Raw genomic sequence first — 17,625 nt, 5'->3', positions numbered from 1 at the left:
TCATTGAGCTGCCACAAGCTGACAAGGAGACTTCATCATGGCTATCAAAGTCGGTATCAACGGTTTCGGTCGTATCGGTCGCATGGTGTTCCGCGCCATCGCCAAGGATTTTCCCGAGCTGGAAGTGGTCGGCATCAACGATCTGCTCGACCCGGAATACCTGGCCTACATGTTGAAGTACGACTCGGTGCACGGCCGCTTCCAGGGCGACGTGAAGGTCGAGAGCGGCAGCCTGGTGGTCAACGGCAAAACCATCCGCCTGACCGCGGAGAAAGATCCGGCCGATCTGAAGTGGAACGAGGTGAGCGCCGAGATCGTCATCGACTGCACCGGCTTCTTCCTGACCAAGGACGGCTGCCAGAAGCACATCGACGCCGGCGCCAAGAAAGTGGTGCAGTCCGCGCCGTCCAAGGATGACACCCCGATGTTCGTCTACGGCGTCAACCATGACAAATATGCCGGCGAAACCATCGTCTCCGCCGCTTCCTGCACCACCAACTGTCTGGCCCCGGTGGCCAAAGTTCTGCATGACAACTGGGGCATCAAGCGCGGCCTGATGAGCACCGTGCACGCCGCCACGGCCACCCAGAAGACCGTGGATGGCCCGTCCTCCAAAGACTGGCGCGGCGGCCGCGGCATCCTGGAAAACATCATTCCGTCGTCCACCGGCGCCGCCAAGGCCGTGGGCAAGGTGATTCCGGAGCTGAACAAGAAGCTGACCGGCATGGCCTTCCGCGTGCCGACTTCCGACGTGTCCGTGGTCGACCTGACCGTGGAGCTGGAGAAGGAAGCCGACTATGCCGACATCTGCAAGGCGATGAAGGCCGCCGCCGAAGGCGAACTGAAGGGCGTGCTGGGCTACACCGATGAAAAAGTGGTGTCGACCGACTTCGTCGGCAACACCGCGCCGTCCACCTTCGACGCCGACGCCGGCATCGCGCTGGACAAGACCTTCATCAAGGTGGTGGCCTGGTACGACAACGAGTACGGCTACACCTGCAACATGCTGCGCTTCGTCAAGCACGTGGCAGGTTGAGCCGCGACGCTGTAAGGGAGAGTTGTTCTCTGTTCCGGCCGGCGCCCTAGGGGCCCCGGCCGTTTTTTCATTCGTCTTCGCTCAGCATCGGCATCCGCGGCGGCACCGGCATGTCGATGATGATCGAGGTCTTGGTGTCGCCGAACTGCATCAGCCGCGCGATCAGCGCCTGCAGCGCCGGCATGGTGTCCACCGCCACCCGTATCATCAGGCCGCTGGTGCCGGTGATGGACGCGCATTCGATCACTTCCGGCGTATTGCGGATCTGCTCGATCACCAGATAGTACTCCAAGTGCTTGACTGTCAATTCGATCAGGCAGGCGATGGGCAGGCCGATCCGGTTGGGATCGATGCGGGCATGGTAGCCGGTGACCACGCCGGACTGCTCCAGCTTGGCCACCCGGTCGGCCACCGCCGGCGCCGACAGGTTCACCCGCCGCGCCAGTTCGGCGAAGCTGATCCTGGCATTTTCGTGCAGCGCAGCGAGGATTTTGCGATCGAATCTATCCATGTTTCGAATCAAAGGAAATATGACGAAATAAAGATAGATAATAATGCCAAATAGAGAAAAATCCTATTGTCGAGTGGCCTGTGCAGCGGTATTGCTACGTAAAATGCAGCCCGTATCTGGAACAAGCGGCACGTCCCGCCGTTTGCTCCGCTCCAAGATTGGTTGCGGATGAGCGAGTCGCTCGACCCCCTCATTTGAGACTGTCCTGGTGATCTCTTTGTCCCTGGTCTCTTGTCAGATCAATGTTTTTGACGACGACCATTCCGGGTCTGCCTGATAGGCAGGCCCGTTTTTTTTTGGGGTCTGGCGCGAGAGGGCGGTTTACGGGAAGATCGCGGCGCGGGAACTTTCCAAGACATGTCATATTAGTGTCATCTGGCGTTTGTATGCTTGCCGCAAAATCAAACCCGAGGATAGCCACATGGCCGCCAACATTCTGCTTGTCGAAGACGAACCGGCGATTCAGGAGCTGATCGCCTTCAACCTGGCCCAGGCCGGCCATCATGTGCTGCGCGCGGGCACCGCCGAGGCGGCGTTGACGCTGGTGAGGAACGCCTTGCCCGACCTGGTGCTGCTGGACTGGATGCTGCCGGGCGCCAGCGGCATCGACGTCGCCAAGCGCCTGCGCGCCGACGAGCGCACCCGCCACATCCCCATCATCATGCTGACCGCCCGCTCCGACGAGCAGGACAAGGTCGCGGGGCTGGAAACCGGCGCCGACGATTACATCACCAAGCCGTTCTCGCCGCGCGAGCTCCTGGCCCGCATCAAGGCCGTGCTGCGCCGCCGCGCGCCGCAGATGACCGACGACGCGGTCGACGTGCAGGGCTTGCGGCTGGACCCGGTGACCCACCGCGTCACCGGCAACGGCAGCGTGATCGAGCTCGGCCCCACTGAATTCCGCCTGCTGCACTTCTTCATGACCCACCCGGAGCGCGTCCACTCCCGAGCCCAGTTGCTGGACCAGGTGTGGGGCGACCACGTCTTCGTCGAGGAGCGCACCGTGGACGTGCACATCCGCCGCCTGCGCAGCGCGCTGGAAGGCACCGAGCACGACAGCCTGATCCAGACCGTGCGCGGCACCGGCTACCGCTTCTCCGTCCAGCAGTAATGCGAGAACTCCTGCAACGCACCGCGCTGTGGCTGGCGGCCATCCTGATCGTTAGCGCCGGTTTCTGGGCGCTGTCGTCGGCGACCGACGCGCTGCTGGTGCTGGCCATTTCGCTGGGCGGCTGGCTGGCCTTCAACCTCTACCACATCGCGCTGCTGCTGCGCTGGCTGCGCCATCCGGTGCCCGAGCGGGTGCCGGACGGTTTCGGCGTCTGGCACTCGGTGTTCATGATCCTCTATCGCACCATGCGCAACCAGAGCCAGAGCAAGAAGAAGCTGACCCACGCGCTGGAGCGCTTCATCAACGCCGGCGAGGCGATGCCGGACGGCGTGGTGGTGCTGGACGAGCACGACCGCATCGAATGGGTGAACCCGATGGCGGTGGAGCATCTGGGCCTGGACCGCAAGCGCGACGTCGGCAACCAGATCCTCAACCTGATCCGCCAGCCGGCCTTCCACACCTATATGAAGAACGCCAGCTTCAGCCAGCCGCTGACGCTGAGCTTCAGCCAGCCGCGCGAACTGGTGATCTCGCTGCAGCTGGTGCCGTTCGACTCCACCCGCAAGCTGCTGCTGACCCGCGACATCACCCAGCTGGAGCGGGTGCAGACCGTGCACCGCGATTTCGTCGCCAACGTCTCGCATGAGCTGCGCACGCCGCTGACCGTAGTAGGCGGCTTCCTGGAAACGCTGAACGACATGCCGGAAGTGGACGAGCGCACGCTGCGCCAGTTCCTGCCGATGATGATGGAGCAGTCGCGGCGGATGCAGAGCCTGGTGGAAGACCTGCTGGCGCTGTCGCGGCTGGAGAACAGTCCCAAGGCGGTCAGCTCCGAGCACGTGGACATGCAGATGATGCTGGACACGTTGATGGTGGAGGCCGAAGGATTGTCCCAGGGGCGGCATCAGGTGAAGCTGGCGCGCTGTTGCGACGCCGGCCTGTGGGGCAGCGGGCAGGAGCTGCATTCGGCGTTCGGCAATCTGGTGTCCAACGCGGTGCGCTACACGCCGGAAGGCGGCAGCATCACCCTGTCCTGGCAGGACGAGGGCGAGCAGCTGCGCTTCTCCGTCGCCGACACCGGCATCGGCATCCCGCGCGAGCACATTCCGCGGCTGACCGAGCGCTTCTACCGCGTCGACCGCGGCCGCTCGCGCGGCAGCGGCGGCACCGGGCTTGGCCTCGCCATCGTCAAGCATGTGCTGGCGCGCCACCACGCTCGGCTGGAAATCAAGAGCGAGCCGGACAAGGGCAGCACGTTCAGCGCGGTATTCCCGCGCGAGCGCCGCAACGACAGCCAGGCTGCCTGAGCCAGCGCAAATCGCCGCGCCTCTCCTCTTGGCGCGGCGGCGTTGCCGGGGTAGGATGGATTCTTTACCTCAAGCAATACCCGGACGCCTCACCATGAATCGTTTGCAAGCCATCCGTCCCTTCGGCCAGCGCATCTGGCTGGACAACCTGTCCCGTGAACTGATCGCCTCCGGCGAACTGGCCCGCCTGCTGGCCGACGACGGCATCGCCGGCGTGACTTCCAATCCGGCCATCTTCTACAAGGCGATCAGCGGCGACGCCAGCTATCAGGGCGAGCTGGCCGTTCTGAAGCAGAACGCCTCCCTGTCCGCCGAGGCGCGCTACGAAAAGCTGGTGGTGGCCGACATCCAGGCCGCCTGCGACCTGCTGCTGCCGCAGTACGAAGCCAGCCAGGGCAACGACGGCTACGTCAGCCTGGAAGTGTCGCCCGAGCTGTCGCGCGACGAGGCCGGCACCCTGGCCGCCGCGCGCCGCCTGTGGGCCGAGATCGGCCGCGCCAACGCGATGATCAAGATCCCGGCGACCGCCGAGGGCGTCCGCGCGTTCCAGACGCTGACCCGCGAAGGCGTCAACGTCAACATCACGCTGCTGTTCTCGCTGCCGCAGGTGGAAGCGGTCTGGGACGCCTACATCGCCGGCCTGTCCGCTCGCCTGGCCGACGGCCAGCCGGTGGCCGGCGTCAAGGCGGTGGCCAGCTTCTTCCTGTCGCGCGTCGACAGCCTGCTGGATCCGCAAGTGGCCGAGCCGCATCAGGGCAAGGTGGCGATCGCGCTGTCCAAGGCCGCCTACGCCCGCTACCAGGAGCGCTTCCACGGCGAAGAGTTCGCCAAGCTGCGCGCCGCCGGCGCCCGCCCGCAATTCCTGCTGTGGGCGTCCACCGGCACCAAGAACCCGGCTTACCGCGACGTGTTGTACGTGGAGAGCCTGATCGGCGACGAAACCGTCAACACCGTGCCGGACGCGACCATGGCCGCCTTCCGCGACCATGGCGACGCCGCGCTGACGCTGCCGCAGGGCATGGACGAGGCCAAGGCGCTGCTGGCCGCGGTGGAAGCCGCCGGCACCGACCTGGCCGCGGTCGGCGAGAAGCTGCAGCAGGACGGTTTGAAGCTGTTCGAGGACGCTTTCGCCCAGTTGCTGAAGCTGACCGCCTGAGCGGACCGCCGAGTCAAAAGGTGAAGACAGCGACGGGCTGCCGGCGGAAGCGGGCAGCCCGTTTCGCTTGCAGAGGCGGACTCAGCCTCCCTGGCGGCGCCTGGCCATATTGGCGCCGGCCTGGCGCAGCTCTTCGGCGCTGAGCGCGCTGGCGGCGGCGGGGAACAGCCATTCCTCCTCGGCGGCCGCGTGCTCGCGGTATTGGCGGGCGAATTCCTGCAGCTCGTTCCTGCTGATCTGGCGGATGCGTCCGTCGCGCAGCGCGACCAGGTCGTCGCGGATGGCGTTCCAGCAGGAATGCAGGTAGCCGTGCTCGGCGGACAGCTGCTCCAGCCGCGAGGCGGCGGTGGGGAGGCGTTCTTCGAGCAGAGGAAACAGCTCTTCCTCTTCGTCGGTATGATGGGCGGGGCCGGCGATGTCGAAATAGCGGACCACGTCGTCTATGGTGTTGCGCGCGGCGTCGTCGACGCCGTGCTCCTCGATATAGGGCGGCAGCTTGTCCAATTGATCGCAGAAACGGCGGATCTTGTCGTGACAGGCCTGCAGCATTTCCAGCGGTTGTTCGAAGCTGGGCGCGGCGGCGGCTTTGCCCAAGGTGTCGAGTGTGAGCATGAAGATGGTCTCCTGCGTGGGTTCTGGCATGATTGTGCAGCCATGCCAGGGCCGTGGACATGATGCGCCTCAAGCGGTGAGCGACGCTTTTCCGTCCGCGCGACGCGCGACGCAAGTTCTTGATACCGCTTTGCGCGATGGAACACAAGCCGGAATTGTACGAGATGATCCGATCTTGAAGATGACGGAGAGATGAAATGGAGTTGCCGTTCGAAGTGACGGAATTGGCCCGCGGCGACGCGGCGCTGGCGCGGCGGGCACTGCGGCTGCAGCTGGACGCGCACCGGCTGGAGGTGGAGTGGCTGAATTATCCGGCCCTGCCTGTGATGTGGCCGGACCTGGCGGCGTTGCATTCTTGCCGGGACCGCATTCTGGCGGCTTTCGAAGGGGATGAGCTGCGCGGCCTGCTGGTGACGTCCCGCGGTTCCGATGGCGGCATGCATATCGAACGCACGGTGGTGGACCCGGCGCATTTGCAGCAGGGTTGGGGCTATCGGTTGCTGAACCGCGCGCTGCAGGGCGAGGACCGCGTCAGCGTGGATACCGCCGAAGTCAACCAGGCGGCCATCGCGCTGTACCACAAGGCCGGTTTCGTGCTGGAACAGCGCTGGAACACCACCGACGGGCTGGCGCTGTGGCGGCTGGTTTACCGGCCGTCCGCGGCGCCGGCGCTGGCGCTGGGCGCGGACGGCTGGATGCAGGGCGCCCAGCAGCTGCCGTCGCCGAACTGCGACGAACGCAGCCCAGGCTGCGCGCCGGAGCTGCTGGTGATCCACAATATCAGCCTGCCGCCTTACCGCTACGGCGGCGCGGGCGTCGAGCAGTTGTTCTCCAACCGGCTGGACCCGGATGAGCACCCCTATTACCAGGGCGTGCATCAGTTGCGGGTGTCTTCGCACTTTTTCATCCGGCGCGACGGCCGCCTGCTGCAGTTCGTGCCGGTGGGCAAGCGCGCCTGGCATGCCGGCGTCTCCAGCTGGCGGGGACGCGAGAAGTGCAATGACTTCTCCATCGGCGTGGAGATGGAGGGCTGCGACTTCGAGCCTTTCAGCGAGGCGCAGTACCGCACGTTGGCGGCGCTGTCGCGCGAGCTGCGGCGTGGACTGCCGCTGTCCGCCATCGCCGGCCACGAGCATATCGCGCCGGGGCGCAAGACCGACCCCGGCCCCTGGTTTGATTGGAGCCGGGCCCAGGCCGACAGCGGCCTCGGCTTCTGAACCGCTATTTCAGCGTCAGATAGGGGCGGGGATGGTCGTCGAAGGCCAGTTCCTCGCCCGGCAGCGCGAACAGCGCGTAGCTGAAACCCAGATAGAACGCCGCCTCGTCGCTCAGCCGCGAGATCGCGTCCAGATTGCCCAGCAACTCGCGGAACGGCAGGTCCACCCGGGTCTCGCCGTCGGCGAGGAAGCCGACGCTGCGTTCGAACACCACATGTTGCGGCCGGAAGTCGCCGGAGACGGCGACGTCGGAGAAGTCGTACTGCGCCAGGAGGGCGGGGCGCTTGCGCGCCACCTTGCCGGCCAGCACGCCGGCCAGCAGGATTTCATCCCGCGGCAGCCCCTGCAGGCATTGCAGGCGGATCACCCGGTCCAGCGGCACGAGGTAGGTCTTGGCGGTGTTGACCAGCCGTATCGTGATCGCGTCGGCGTCGATGTCCTCGATGGTGAGGGCGCTCACAACACCCCCAGGATCAGCGATGCCTTGGCCTCCAGCTCGCTGCGCTCCAATTGCGGGCTGGAGTGCGCGCTCAGCGTGCTGCCCACCCGGGTGGTGGCTTTTCCGTCGGCCAGCAGCGCGGTGCGGATCATGGTGCCGAGCTCCGCTTCGCCGGCGCACAGATAGCCGAAGGCGCCGGCGTACCAGCGGCGGCTTTCGTGCGCCGCGAGCAGCCGCGCGGCGGCGTCGATGGGCGTGCCGACGACGGTGGCCGGCCACAGGTGGTCGCAGATCGCGTCGGCCAGGGTCTTGCCCGGCTTCAGCCGCGCGCTGACGCTGGCCGAGGTGTGGAACACATTGGCGAAGCGCTCCACTTCCCGTTCGACGTCGACGCGGATGTCCTCGCAGCTCGCATCCTTAGCCAGCATGTCGGCCTTCACGCATTCCTCCAGCTCGAACCTGTCCTTGTCCGACGCCAGCAGCTTTTCCACTTGCGCTTGATCTTCGGCCTCGCCGCGGCCGCGCGCGACGGTGCCGCAGATGGGGCTGGTGGAGAGCCGGCCGTCGCGCAGGCGCAGGAACATCGCCGGCGAGGAGCCGGCCAGCTGGAAGTCGCCGCCGTCGAAATACAGGTTGTACGGCGCGGGATTGCGCGCCAGCAGGTCCTGGTGGATCTGGTAGCCGTCGCGCGCGCAGGGACGCTGGATCGCGTAGCTGGGATTGACCGAGCGCAGGCCGCCATCGGCGATGCGCCGGCCGGCGATGGCGTACATCCGCTCGTAGGGCAGGCCGCGGCCGGCGGCGAAGTCGTCGGTGCCTAGCAGCGGGCCGAGCGCCAGCGGCCAGGCCTCGCCGCCGGCGTCGGCCGGGTCCAGCAACAGGTCGATGGCGGCGCTGTCTTCGCTCAGCCGTTCCGGCAGGTGGAACACGCCCAGCAAGCCGGCGTCCAGGCCCAGCTTGGCGTGGATCAATTCATAGCAGAAAAAGCCGTACAGGCCGAAGCGCGGATCCGCGTCGAAGCAGGAGGGGATGTCCAGCAGCCGCTGCAGCCGGGCTGCCAACGGCGCGGCGGGGTCGAGCGGCAGCCGGAGCGCGCCGGGCGCGGCGGCGTCGGGAAGCAGGCCAAGCCGCGGCGCCAGCGCCTCGGCGATGCGGACGCCGTTGCGGCTGTGCGGCACCAACAGAACGCGGTCGGCGAAGAACAGCGCGCTGAGCGCGGCGCGTTCGACTGCGCGGCCATGCAGCGCGTATTTGCCGCTGTAGTCGTAGTTGCAGCGCAGCGCGAACAGTGGCGGGCGGGCGCCGGCGGACGGCGCCTCGACGGAGTGCAGCCTGATCTTGTTCATACTTGCAGGTACCGGGAAGAGAATTTGACTTTGCGGCCGCCGGACGCGCCTTCGCTCCAGGCCTGGTAGCGGTACAGTAGCAGCACGATGTATTGCGAGATCCAGGACAGGACCACGGTGGACGAGAACTTGAACATCAGGCTGAAGGCGAAGATCTTCAGGATAGTGGCGAAGGGAAAGACGCCGTAGAAGGCGATCATGAAGCAGATGGCGGTGTACACCACCTCGCCGATCACCGACGAGAAGATGTCGCGGATGAAGTACAGACGGCTAGACCACAGGTTCTTCAGGTACAGCAGGAAGCGCGTGTTGAACTGGCTGCCGATCAGGCAGCCAATCGCGAACGAGATCGAGCCGCGCACGATGTGTTCGCTGATCAGCACATAGCTCTGGTTCAGCGCCTCGCAATGGCCGCGATCGGCCAATGGCAGCAGGCCGCAGTCGCGCTGAGACTGGCTGAGCGCGGTGAAGGAGACGGCGAACAGGATTTCGGCCAGGCAGGTGGCGAACAGGATCTGGTTGGAGCGCTTCTTGCCGTAGACCTCGGCGATCGGGTTGAGCAGCATCAGGATGATGGGCATGGTGAAGGTGCCCAGGCTGGCTTCGGTGCCGAACACCTGCACCACCTTGTACGAGGTCAGGTTGGAGGCGATCGCCGAAATCAGGATCAGGAAGGACAGGATCACGATCGGATCGATGCAGGCCAGCATGCGGCCGGGCAAGTCTTTGAGCAGTTTCATGCGTTTTTCCGGAAAAGAATGCCCGCGACCGCGCCGATGGCGGCATGGCCGTTGTCTTCCAGGCTGAGCGCGCCGCGGTCGGGATACGCCAGGCGGCCATGCTTGGGATGGTCGGTTTGCAGCAGCACTACCGCGCGGCGGGGGAACACGCGCTGGCGGAACAGCGCCTGGTCTATGGCCAGCACCGTGTCGTCCAGCGCCGGCTCCAGCAGGATGAATTCGTCCCAGAGCGGCTGCCTGCCTTCTCTCAGCGCGCTCAGTTGGTCGAAGCCGGTGATGACCGGCGCCATCCTGGGGGGCTCGCCGCCGCCCAGATTGATGTCCAGCGCATGTCCGATCGCGTGGGCGTTGCTGAATGTCAGCTCCCGGTCTTCGAACAGGCCGCGGTGCAGCGTGGACTGCTTGATGCCGGTAATGCGCGCCAGTTCGCTGATCGACAGTTTGCGGTCCCGGATTCTGCGCAGCGCGTTGAGCTTGAATTCATGCAATACAGAGTGGGGTTTGAAAAGATTCTTTGCCTGCATTTCGGGTGGCTTAATTGGTTCTTATTCAAATATTTTAAGTTTTGATATATTAATTCGAGAATAAATACCAAAAGGCGTTTAACGTTTTTCTGGAAAAAGACCAGGTGGCTGTGCTAGATTTGAGTTCTTATGATCTATGTCATATCCGGATTATTAGTTGTTGTTTTGAAAGAAATAAATCTGGACAGTTCTAAAAGGTTTTTCCAGGGCTTTACACAGGGTGGAATCGATTTTCCCGCCTTGGCGTCGGAGCCAATTCAGTTTGAAAATACCCGGATTATTTAGTCTGTCCTGGCGAGGTTGTTTTAATATTTGAGATTTTATGCTGTTGAAATTGTTTTGATCAATGATCAAGTCGAAATAATTGCTGGGCGCAGGGATGACAGGGATGAAATCAGTGACGGCGGGATGGTTGCGCGGCGGCATCGACCGCCGCGGGAGGGAGGGGCGATGAGAGGCGCATTCATACAAACGGTGTCGGGACGCTATCTGAACGTGCTGGATCCCCAGCCGGACGACATCGACATCGCCGACATCGCCCATCATCTGGCGCATGTCTGCCGCTTCGGCGGCGCCTGCCGCCAGTTTTACAGCGAGGCCGAGCATGCGGTCAGGATGGCGGATCTGCTGCCGCCGCGGCTGAAGCTGGCGGGCTTGCTGTATGGCGCGGCCAAGGCCTATGCCGGCGAGGTGGTGAGGCCCGACGTTCAGGACAGCCCGCCCTTGCAGCACCGGCTGACCGCGGCGGTGGAAGCCCGTTTCGGCCTGCACCTGTCAGGCGACGACCGGGCCGAACTGGCGATGGCCGATGCCCGCCTGCTGGCGACCGAGCGGCGCGACCTGATGCCGCCGGACAATATCGACTGGCCCATCCTGACCGGAGTGCAACCGCTGCCGGAGCGCATCTGGCCGATGACCATCGCCCAGGGGCTGGCCAGCTTTTGCGCGATGTACGAGCAGTGCCGGGCCTGGTCGTCGTCGGCGCAGATACGGCTGCGGCAGCCCGCGGCGCGCTGACGCTGCGGGAGATGAAAAAAGCGCGCCATCGGCGCGCTTTTTTATTGGGCGAAACGTCGGGCTACAGCTCTACCTGAGCGCCGAGCTCCACCACGCGGTTGGTCGGCACCTGGAAGAAGTCGGTGGCGCGCAACGCGTTCTTGCTCATCCACACGAATACCTTCTCGCGCCAACGCGCCATGCCGGGATGGTCGGTGGAGACGATGGTTTCGCGCGACAGGAAGAACGAGGTGTCCATCAGCTCCATCTGGAAGCCTTCTTTGGCGCACATGTCCAGCACTTCCAGCACGTTGGGGTCTTCCTTGAAGCCGTAGCGGGCCATCACCCGCCAGAACGACGCCGACATCTGCACGATCTCCAGCCGCTCCTCCTCCGCCACATAGGGCACGTCCTCGGTGCGCACCGTCATCAGCACGACGCGCTCATGCAGCACCTTGTTGTGCTTCAGATTGTGCAGCAGCGCGTGCGGCACGCCGTGCAGGGTGCTGGTCAGGAATACCGCGGTGCCTTCCACCCGCGCCGGCGGGTAGGCTTCCAGATTGTGGATGAAGTCGTCCAGCGGCAGCGCCTGTTCGCGCAGGCGCTTGAACAGGATGTCGCGGCCCTGTTTCCAGGTGCTCATCAGCGTGAAGATGACCATGCCCATCACCAGCGGCAGCCAGCCGCCGTCCGCCACCTTGTGGATATTGGCGGCGAAGAAGGCGGTGTCGATCACGCCGAACAGCAGGGTGATGCCCAGGGCCAGCGGCAGCGGCCAGCGCCAGTTGATGCGGGCCACCACGAAGAACAGCAGCGTGGTGATCAGCATGGTGCCGGTGACGGCGATGCCGTAGGCGGCGGCCAGGCTGGACGAGGTCTTGAAGGTGAGCACCACCACCAGCACGGCGACCAGCAGCGCCCAGTTGATGAAGGGCATGTAGATCTGGCCGATTTCCTTTTCCGAGGTGTGGTTCACCTCCAGGCGCGGGCAGTAGCCCAGCAGGATGGCCTGGCGCGTCAGCGAGTAGGCGCCGGAGATCACCGCCTGCGACGCGATCACCGTGGCCAGCGTCGCCAGCGCGATCATCGGCAGCAGCGCCCAGTCCGGTGCCAGCAGGAAGAAGGGGTTCTTGATCGCGGCCGGGTTGCTCATCAGCAGCGCGCCCTGGCCGAAGTAGTTCAGCCCCAGGCCGGGCAGCACCAGGCTGAACCAGGCGCGGCGGATTGGCGTCTTGCCGAAGTGGCCCATGTCGGCGTACAGCGCCTCGGCCCCGGTCAGCGCCAGCACCACCGAGCCCAGCGTCAGGAAGGCGTGGAAGCCGTTCTGGCTGAGGAAGGTGACCGCGTGCCACGGGTTCAGCGCCTGCAGCACGGCTGGCTGCTGGATGATCTGGTGCAAGCCGAGGATGCCGAGGATGGCGAACCAGATCATCATCACCGGGCCGAACATCAGGCCGACCCTGGCGGTGCCGTGGCGCTGCAGCAGGAACAGGCCCACCAGCACGCCGACCGCCATCGGCAGCACGTAGGCCTCCATGCCGGGCGAGAGGACTTCCATGCCCTCGGCCGCCGACAGCACCGACACCGCCGGCGTGATGATGGCGTCGCCGTAGAACAGCGCGGCGCCGAACAGGCCCAGCATCACGATCTTCCAGCGCGCGGCGTGGGTGGTGTAATGGCGGGCCAGCGCCATCAGCGCCATGATGCCGCCTTCGCCGCGGTTGTCGGCGCGCAGCACGAAAGCCACGTATTTGATCGACACCACGAATATCAGCGACCAGAAGATAAGCGACAGAATGCCGAAGATATTGTCGGGCGTGGTGGGGAGGTTCTGGCTGACGAAACACTCGCGCAAGGTGTACAGCGGGCTGGTGCCGATGTCGCCGTACACCACGCCGAGCGCGGCCAGGGTCAGGCCCGCCATCGCCTGTTTATTGTGATCCTGCATAAGCTTCCATTACGGTTGGACGCCGCCGTTGTGAGGCGCGGCGGCGAGGGTCCGGGTTGTCCATGGCTGGATGCCCTCTCATTGTCGACGACACGGGCAAAATAAAAAAGCCGTAAACCCCGGCTGCGCGCAGGTTACTCCAGAGCGACGGGGCCGCCAAGTACAGCGCGGCGGGCTGTGCGCAGGATTGTTGTACTGCAACAACTGGCGAAAACCGCGAGTCGGGCCGGGCGGCGCTTGGCCGGGGGGCGGGGACGACGCTACAATCGTCTACATTTAGCCGAATTTTCAAGGACGCACCATGCGCGCATCGCAGTTTTTCATTTCCACCCAGAAAGAGGCACCCGCCGACGCCGACATCGTCAGCCAGAAGCTGATGCTGCGCGCCGGCTTCATCCGCAAGCAGGCCGCCGGCATCTATTCTTGGATGCCGATGGGCCTGCGCGTGGTGCGCAAGGTCGAGACCATCATCCGCGAGGAAATGAACCGCGCCGGCGGCATCGAGGTGAGCCTGCCGGTGGTGCAGCCGGCCGAGCTGTGGCAGGAAACCGGCCGCTGGGACGCGATGGGCGCCGAGCTGCTGCGCTTCAAAGACCGCCACGAGCGCGATTTCGCGCTGCAGCCGACCGCGGAGGAGGTGATCACCGACATCGCCCGCCGCGAGCTGCGCAGCTACCGCGCGCTGCCGAAGAACTTCTACCAGATCCAGACCAAGTTCCGCGACGAGCGCCGTCCGCGCTTCGGCGTGATGCGCGGCCGCGAGTTCACCATGAAGGACGCGTACTCGTTCGACCGCAGCGCTGAGGACGCCCTCAAGAGCTACGACAATATGTACGCCGCCTACCGCAGCATCTTCGACCGCCTGGGCCTGACCTACCGCGCGGTGGCGGCAGACACCGGCGCCATCGGCGGCGATCGCTCGCATGAATTCCAGGTGATCGCCGACACCGGCGAGGACGCCATCGTCTACTGTCCGAACTCGGAATACGCGGCCAACATCGAGCTGGCCGAAGCCGTGGCCCCGGCCGGCGAGCGCGCCGCCGCATCGGCTGCGCTGACCAAGGCGCACACGCCCAAGGTCAAGACCATCGCCGAGCTGGTGGACTTCCTGAAGATCGACATCAAGCAGACCGTCAAGGCGGTGGTGGTGGAAGGCGCGGAGGACGAAGCGGTGCTGATGCTGGTGCGCGGCGACCACGAGCTGAACGAGGTGAAGGCGCAGAAGATCGCCGGCATCAAGAACCCGCTGACCTTCGCCAGCCCGGCTGCGATCCGCGCCGCCTTCGGCGCCAATCCCGGCTCGCTGGGCCCGGTGGGCTTCAAGGGCCGCGTGATCGCCGACCGCACCGTCGCCAAGATGGCCGATTTCGTCATCGGCGCCAACGAGGACGACCAGCACTACACCGGCGCCAACTTCGGCCGCGATTGCGCCGAGCCGGAAGTGTTCGACATCCGCAACGTGGTGGAAGGCGATGCGTCGCCGGACGGCCAGGGCGCGCTGGCGATCCAGCGCGGCATCGAGGTGGGCCACGTGTTTTACCTGGGCACCAAGTACTCGGCCGCGATGAACGCCACCTTCCTGGACGAAGACGGCAAACCGAAACCGTTCGAGATGGGTTGCTACGGCATCGGCGTCACCCGCATCCTGGGCGCCGCCATCGAGCAGAACTTCGACGACAAGGGCATGATCTGGCCGGATTCCATCGCGCCGTTCGCGGTGGTGGTGTGCCCGGTGGGCTACGACCGCTCCGACGCGGTGAAGGAAGCCGCCGACAAGCTGCACGCCGATCTGCAGGCCCGCGGCGTGGACGTGATGCTGGACGACCGCGGCGAACGCCCGGGCGCGATGTTCGCCGACTGGGAGCTGATCGGCGCGCCGCACCGCGTCACCATCGGCGACCGCGGCCTGAAGGAAGGCAAGGTCGAGTACCAGCATCGCCGCGACAGCGAAGCCACCGCCGTCGCCGCCGATGCTATTCTGGAGCATGTCCTCTCCAAGCTGGCCTGATGAAGACGCGCCTCCTTTTTCTCCTGCCGTTCTGCCTTGTGCTGGCGCATGCGTCGGCATGGGCCGGCGCGCAGAAGGAGGAGGCGCTGTCGGCCAACGTCGCCTCGGCGATGAGCCGCTCGATCTCCGACGTCAACGCGCCCCGGCTGGTGTTCGATGATCCGCGGCTGGGCCAGGCCTGGCTCGCGGAGATGTCGTCGCGGCTGCAGAAGAAGATTCCCGATGCCTGGATGCGCGAGCGCCTGCTCACCGCCATTCAGTACGAGTCCACCCGCGCCGGGCTCGATCCGCAGCTGGTGCTGGGCCTGATCCAGGTGGAGAGCGGCTTCAACAAGTACGCGATCTCCGGCGCCGGCGCGCGCGGCCTGATGCAGGTGATGCCGTTCTGGCCGCGCCACATCGGCACGCCGCGGCATAATCTGTTCGACCTCAGCACCAATCTGCGCTACGGCTGCACCATCCTGCGCCACTATCTCGATATCGAGCGCGGCGATCTGTACCGCGCGCTGGGCCGCTACAACGGCAGCCTGGGCAAGCCGGAATACCCCGACCTGGTGATCGGCGCCTGGAAGCGCCGCTGGGCGTGGACCGCGCCGCCGTCGTTGAAGATGGCCGGCGACAGCCTTCCGCGCGCCCGCTGATCCGCGCTATGCTGCCGGAGGACTGACTCCTTCCGGCCGCCATGTTCTCTCTTCCCCGCACCGCCACCGCGCCGTTCTGCCCGTCCGAGGTCAACGGCAGCGTGCGCATAGACCCGAACGCCTCCTTCGGCCAGCGCCTGCGCCGCTTCGCCGGCCCTGGCCTGCTGGTCGCCGTCGGCTATATGGATCCGGGCAACTGGGCGACCGACATCGAGGCCGGCTCGCGCTTCGGCTACCAGTTGCTGTGGGTGGTGATGCTGTCCGGGATCGCCGCGATGCTGCTGCAGATGCTGGCGGCGCGGCTGGGGCTGGTCACCGGCATGGATCTGGCGCAGGCCAGCGCCGCGCGCTACGGCCGCGCCGGCCGCTTGCTCCACTGGCTGAGCGCCGAAGTGTCCATCATCGCCTGCGACGTCGCCGAGGTGCTGGGCTGCGCCTTGGCGTTCAAGCTGCTGTTCGGCGTGCCGCTGTTGTGGGGCGTGGCGCTGACCGCGTTCGACACGCTGATCGTGCTGGGGCTGAAGGGGCGAGGCTTCCGCCAGCTGGAGGCCATCGTGCTGGGCCTGATCGCCACCATCACGCTGTGCTTCCTGGCCCAGCTAGCGCTGTTGGACACCCATTGGCCGGCGGTGGCGGCGGGCTTGGCGCCCAGCTTGCCGGCGCAGGGCATGGACAAGGCCGTGGTGCTGGCGCTGGGCATAGTCGGCGCCACCATCATGCCGCACAACCTCTATCTGCATTCATCGGTGGTGCAGACCCGGCGGGTGGAAGGCGGCGGGGACGGCGCGCTGCGGCAGACGCTGCTGCTGTGCCGGATCGACACCATAGGCTCGCTGTTGCTGGCGATGCTGGTCAACGGCGCCATCCTGGTGCTGGCCGGCAGCGCCTTCCACGCCGCCGGCCACACCGCGGTGGCCGACATCGCCGACGCGCACGAATTGATCCGCCCGCTGGCCGGCTCGCTGGCGGCGCTGTTGTTCGGCGTCGCCCTGTTGGCGGCCGGGCAGAGCGCCACCTTGACCGGCACCGTCGCCGGCCAGGTGATCATGGACGGCTTTCTGCGCATCCGCATTCCCTGCTACCAGCGCCGGCTGATCACCCGCTCGCTGGCCCTGCTGCCGGCGGCGGCCGGCATCGGCTGGCTGGGAGAGCAGGCGGTGGGGCCGCTGCTGGTGTGGAGCCAGGTGGTGCTGAGCCTGCAGCTGCCGCTGGCGATGTGGCCGTTGCTGCGGATGACGGGGGATAAAACGCTGATGGGCGCGCACGCGGCGCCGCGCTGGGTTAGCGCCTGCGGCTGGGGATTGTTCTGGCTGATACTGGCCGCCAATTGCGCGCTGCTTTTGGGGTGAGCGGCTGGGAGGCGCCCGATGCGGCGTTGCGTTTGCTTGCCGTGATGTACGCACGGTCCGGCGCGCAACGGATAAAACAAAGGCCGCCCGGGGGCGGCCTGTTTGCCGGATCAGTCTTCCTGAGCCTGCAGCATCTTCTTCAGCAGGCGGGACAGCGTCTGGCGCTCGTCGGCGTCCAGCATCTCGATCAGCTCGGCCTCGGCGGCCAGGTGGTGGCCGGCGGCGTCCTCGATCACCTGCAGGCCCTTGGGGGTCAAGGTGACGATCACGCCGCGGCGGTCGTCCGGGTCGGGCGAGCGGCTGACCAGGCCGGCTTCTTCCAGCCGGTTGATGCGGTTGGTCAGCGCGCCGGACGAGATCAGCACCATGCCCTGCAGCTGGTTGGGCGACAGCTGGTAGGGCTCGCCGCCGCGGCGCAGCGCCGCCAGCACGTCGAATTCGCCTACATTGAGATTATGGCGGGCCAAATCCTGCAGAACCCGTCGGGTGATGAAGTACTCCATCCGCACGATGCGGCCGATGACCTGGGTGGCTGAGGTGTCCAGGTCGGGGCGGACTTCGTTCCAAAGGGCGACGATGCGGTCAATCTGGTCGGGTGCGTGCTGCATGCTGCGGGTTCCTGAGCAAAGGTAAATGCGGCAAATCCAGTCGGGCGCAAGAGTATCACGACTTAAAAATATACTA

General features: G+C 65.6%; 17 protein-coding genes and 1 pseudogene. 10 read left to right on the top strand and 8 right to left on the bottom strand.

Going from position 1 to position 17,625, the window contains the following annotated elements; all coding sequences use genetic code 11:
* Positions 1–37: 37 nt before the first annotated feature.
* Positions 38–1,036, top strand: a complete 999-nt coding sequence (gap, locus tag ACX17K_RS04930) for a type I glyceraldehyde-3-phosphate dehydrogenase (RefSeq protein ID WP_493773919.1) — start codon at positions 38–40, stop codon at positions 1,034–1,036.
* A gap of 67 nt (positions 1,037–1,103) precedes the next feature.
* Here the strand turns inward: gap and ACX17K_RS04925 are convergent, their stop codons facing one another.
* Positions 1,104–1,547, bottom strand: coding sequence for an Lrp/AsnC family transcriptional regulator (locus ACX17K_RS04925; RefSeq protein ID WP_046156289.1), 444 nt, complete (start codon positions 1,545–1,547; stop codon positions 1,104–1,106).
* A 421-nt stretch (positions 1,548–1,968) separates the two neighbouring features.
* Here ACX17K_RS04925 and phoB point away from each other — a divergent pair, with 421 nt between their 5' ends.
* The 3 genes from phoB (at position 1,969) to tal (ending at position 5,121) form a co-directional block, all read left to right on the top strand.
* Positions 1,969–2,658: a phosphate regulon transcriptional regulator PhoB gene (phoB, locus tag ACX17K_RS04920; protein WP_021475523.1), complete on the top strand. Its 690-nt coding sequence runs from the start codon at positions 1,969–1,971 to the stop codon at positions 2,656–2,658.
* The gene (gene phoR / locus ACX17K_RS04915) at positions 2,658–3,965 is read left to right on the top strand and encodes a phosphate regulon sensor histidine kinase PhoR (protein ID WP_021475524.1); all 1,308 of its coding nucleotides are present in this window, start codon (positions 2,658–2,660) and stop codon (positions 3,963–3,965) included. The genes phoB and phoR overlap by 1 nt, the downstream gene beginning before the upstream one ends.
* 94 nt (positions 3,966–4,059) lie before the next feature.
* Positions 4,060–5,121: a transaldolase gene (gene tal, locus ACX17K_RS04910; protein WP_493773918.1), complete on the top strand. Its 1,062-nt coding sequence runs from the start codon at positions 4,060–4,062 to the stop codon at positions 5,119–5,121.
* Between the two features lie 81 nt (positions 5,122–5,202).
* On the opposite strand, the gene ACX17K_RS04905 is transcribed toward tal, so the two are convergent.
* The gene (locus ACX17K_RS04905; RefSeq protein ID WP_493773917.1) at positions 5,203–5,733 is read right to left on the bottom strand and encodes a hemerythrin domain-containing protein; all 531 of its coding nucleotides are present in this window, start codon (positions 5,731–5,733) and stop codon (positions 5,203–5,205) included.
* A gap of 197 nt (positions 5,734–5,930) precedes the next feature.
* Here ACX17K_RS04905 and ACX17K_RS04900 point away from each other — a divergent pair.
* Together ACX17K_RS04900 and ampD are read left to right on the top strand one after the other, a co-directional pair.
* Positions 5,931–6,347, top strand: a pseudogene (locus ACX17K_RS04900) (GNAT family N-acetyltransferase); the annotation flags it as partial.
* Between the two features lie 57 nt (positions 6,348–6,404).
* Entirely contained in the window at positions 6,405–6,950 is a 546-nt protein-coding gene (gene ampD, locus ACX17K_RS04895) for a 1,6-anhydro-N-acetylmuramyl-L-alanine amidase AmpD (protein WP_493774003.1), read from the top strand.
* A gap of 4 nt (positions 6,951–6,954) precedes the next feature.
* On the opposite strand, the gene ACX17K_RS04890 is transcribed toward ampD, so the two are convergent.
* Genes ACX17K_RS04890 through ACX17K_RS04875 form a run of 4 tightly spaced genes read right to left on the bottom strand, consistent with a single transcriptional unit; the run spans position 6,955 to position 9,963 of the window.
* Complete coding sequence (locus ACX17K_RS04890; protein ID WP_493773916.1) at positions 6,955–7,410, bottom strand: hypothetical protein; 456 nt, start codon at positions 7,408–7,410, stop codon at positions 6,955–6,957.
* A complete protein-coding gene (locus ACX17K_RS04885; RefSeq protein WP_493773915.1) occupies positions 7,407–8,735 on the bottom strand; it encodes a chorismate-binding protein in 1,329 nt (442 codons plus the stop codon). Before ACX17K_RS04885 ends, ACX17K_RS04890 begins: the two co-directional genes overlap by 4 nt.
* Positions 8,732–9,475 carry a queuosine precursor transporter gene (locus ACX17K_RS04880; RefSeq protein WP_493773914.1) on the bottom strand — a complete coding sequence of 248 codons (744 nt, stop codon included), beginning with the start codon at positions 9,473–9,475 and terminating at the stop codon, positions 8,732–8,734. The genes ACX17K_RS04885 and ACX17K_RS04880 overlap by 4 nt, the downstream gene beginning before the upstream one ends.
* A complete protein-coding gene (locus tag ACX17K_RS04875) occupies positions 9,472–9,963 on the bottom strand; it encodes a helix-turn-helix domain-containing protein (RefSeq protein ID WP_493773913.1) in 492 nt (163 codons plus the stop codon). The genes ACX17K_RS04880 and ACX17K_RS04875 overlap by 4 nt, the downstream gene beginning before the upstream one ends.
* A gap of 486 nt (positions 9,964–10,449) precedes the next feature.
* Between ACX17K_RS04875 and ACX17K_RS04870 the strand changes: the two genes are divergently transcribed.
* Entirely contained in the window at positions 10,450–11,016 is a 567-nt protein-coding gene (locus ACX17K_RS04870; RefSeq protein ID WP_493773912.1) for a phosphohydrolase, read from the top strand.
* 61 nt (positions 11,017–11,077) lie between these two features.
* Here the strand turns inward: ACX17K_RS04870 and kup are convergent, their stop codons facing one another.
* Entirely contained in the window at positions 11,078–12,943 is a 1,866-nt protein-coding gene (gene kup, locus ACX17K_RS04865; RefSeq protein WP_493773911.1) for a low affinity potassium transporter Kup, read from the bottom strand.
* Positions 12,944–13,244: 301 nt separating this feature from the next.
* On the opposite strand from kup, the gene ACX17K_RS04860 reads away from it, so the two are divergent.
* Genes ACX17K_RS04860 through ACX17K_RS04850 form a run of 3 tightly spaced genes read left to right on the top strand, consistent with a single transcriptional unit; the run spans position 13,245 to position 16,941 of the window.
* Entirely contained in the window at positions 13,245–14,951 is a 1,707-nt protein-coding gene (locus ACX17K_RS04860) for a proline--tRNA ligase (protein WP_493773910.1), read from the top strand.
* Complete coding sequence (locus ACX17K_RS04855) at positions 14,951–15,592, top strand: lytic transglycosylase domain-containing protein (protein WP_493773909.1); 642 nt, start codon at positions 14,951–14,953, stop codon at positions 15,590–15,592. Before ACX17K_RS04860 ends, ACX17K_RS04855 begins: the two co-directional genes overlap by 1 nt.
* Before the next feature lie 41 nt (positions 15,593–15,633).
* On the top strand, positions 15,634–16,941 hold the full coding sequence (locus ACX17K_RS04850; RefSeq protein WP_493773908.1) for an Nramp family divalent metal transporter: 1,308 nt from the start codon (positions 15,634–15,636) through the stop codon (positions 16,939–16,941).
* Between the two features lie 110 nt (positions 16,942–17,051).
* On the opposite strand, the gene ACX17K_RS04845 is transcribed toward ACX17K_RS04850, so the two are convergent.
* Positions 17,052–17,549, bottom strand: coding sequence for a MarR family winged helix-turn-helix transcriptional regulator (locus ACX17K_RS04845; protein ID WP_231149798.1), 498 nt, complete (start codon positions 17,547–17,549; stop codon positions 17,052–17,054).
* Positions 17,550–17,625: the final 76 nt, after the last annotated feature.

This window comes from Chromobacterium sp. INPA-IVC (assembly GCF_059047085.1).
This window is presented reverse-complemented; position numbering and strand designations above follow the sequence as displayed.

Coding starts and splice junctions, on each gene's coding strand:
- phoR (WP_021475524.1), top strand. CDS start 2,658: ATGCGAGAACTCCTGCAACGCACCGCGCTGTGGCTGGCGGCCATCCTG.
- phoB (WP_021475523.1), top strand. CDS start 1,969: ATGGCCGCCAACATTCTGCTTGTCGAAGACGAACCGGCGATTCAGGAG.
- ACX17K_RS04870 (WP_493773912.1), top strand. CDS start 10,450: ATGAGAGGCGCATTCATACAAACGGTGTCGGGACGCTATCTGAACGTG.
- ACX17K_RS04855 (WP_493773909.1), top strand. CDS start 14,951: ATGAAGACGCGCCTCCTTTTTCTCCTGCCGTTCTGCCTTGTGCTGGCG.
- ACX17K_RS04850 (WP_493773908.1), top strand. CDS start 15,634: ATGTTCTCTCTTCCCCGCACCGCCACCGCGCCGTTCTGCCCGTCCGAG.
- kup (WP_493773911.1), bottom strand. CDS start 12,943: ATGCAGGATCACAATAAACAGGCGATGGCGGGCCTGACCCTGGCCGCG.
- ACX17K_RS04845 (WP_231149798.1), bottom strand. CDS start 17,549: ATGCAGCACGCACCCGACCAGATTGACCGCATCGTCGCCCTTTGGAAC.
- ACX17K_RS04885 (WP_493773915.1), bottom strand. CDS start 8,735: ATGAACAAGATCAGGCTGCACTCCGTCGAGGCGCCGTCCGCCGGCGCC.
- tal (WP_493773918.1), top strand. CDS start 4,060: ATGAATCGTTTGCAAGCCATCCGTCCCTTCGGCCAGCGCATCTGGCTG.
- ACX17K_RS04880 (WP_493773914.1), bottom strand. CDS start 9,475: ATGAAACTGCTCAAAGACTTGCCCGGCCGCATGCTGGCCTGCATCGAT.
- gap (WP_493773919.1), top strand. CDS start 38: ATGGCTATCAAAGTCGGTATCAACGGTTTCGGTCGTATCGGTCGCATG.
- ACX17K_RS04905 (WP_493773917.1), bottom strand. CDS start 5,733: ATGCTCACACTCGACACCTTGGGCAAAGCCGCCGCCGCGCCCAGCTTC.
- ACX17K_RS04860 (WP_493773910.1), top strand. CDS start 13,245: ATGCGCGCATCGCAGTTTTTCATTTCCACCCAGAAAGAGGCACCCGCC.
- ACX17K_RS04925 (WP_046156289.1), bottom strand. CDS start 1,547: ATGGATAGATTCGATCGCAAAATCCTCGCTGCGCTGCACGAAAATGCC.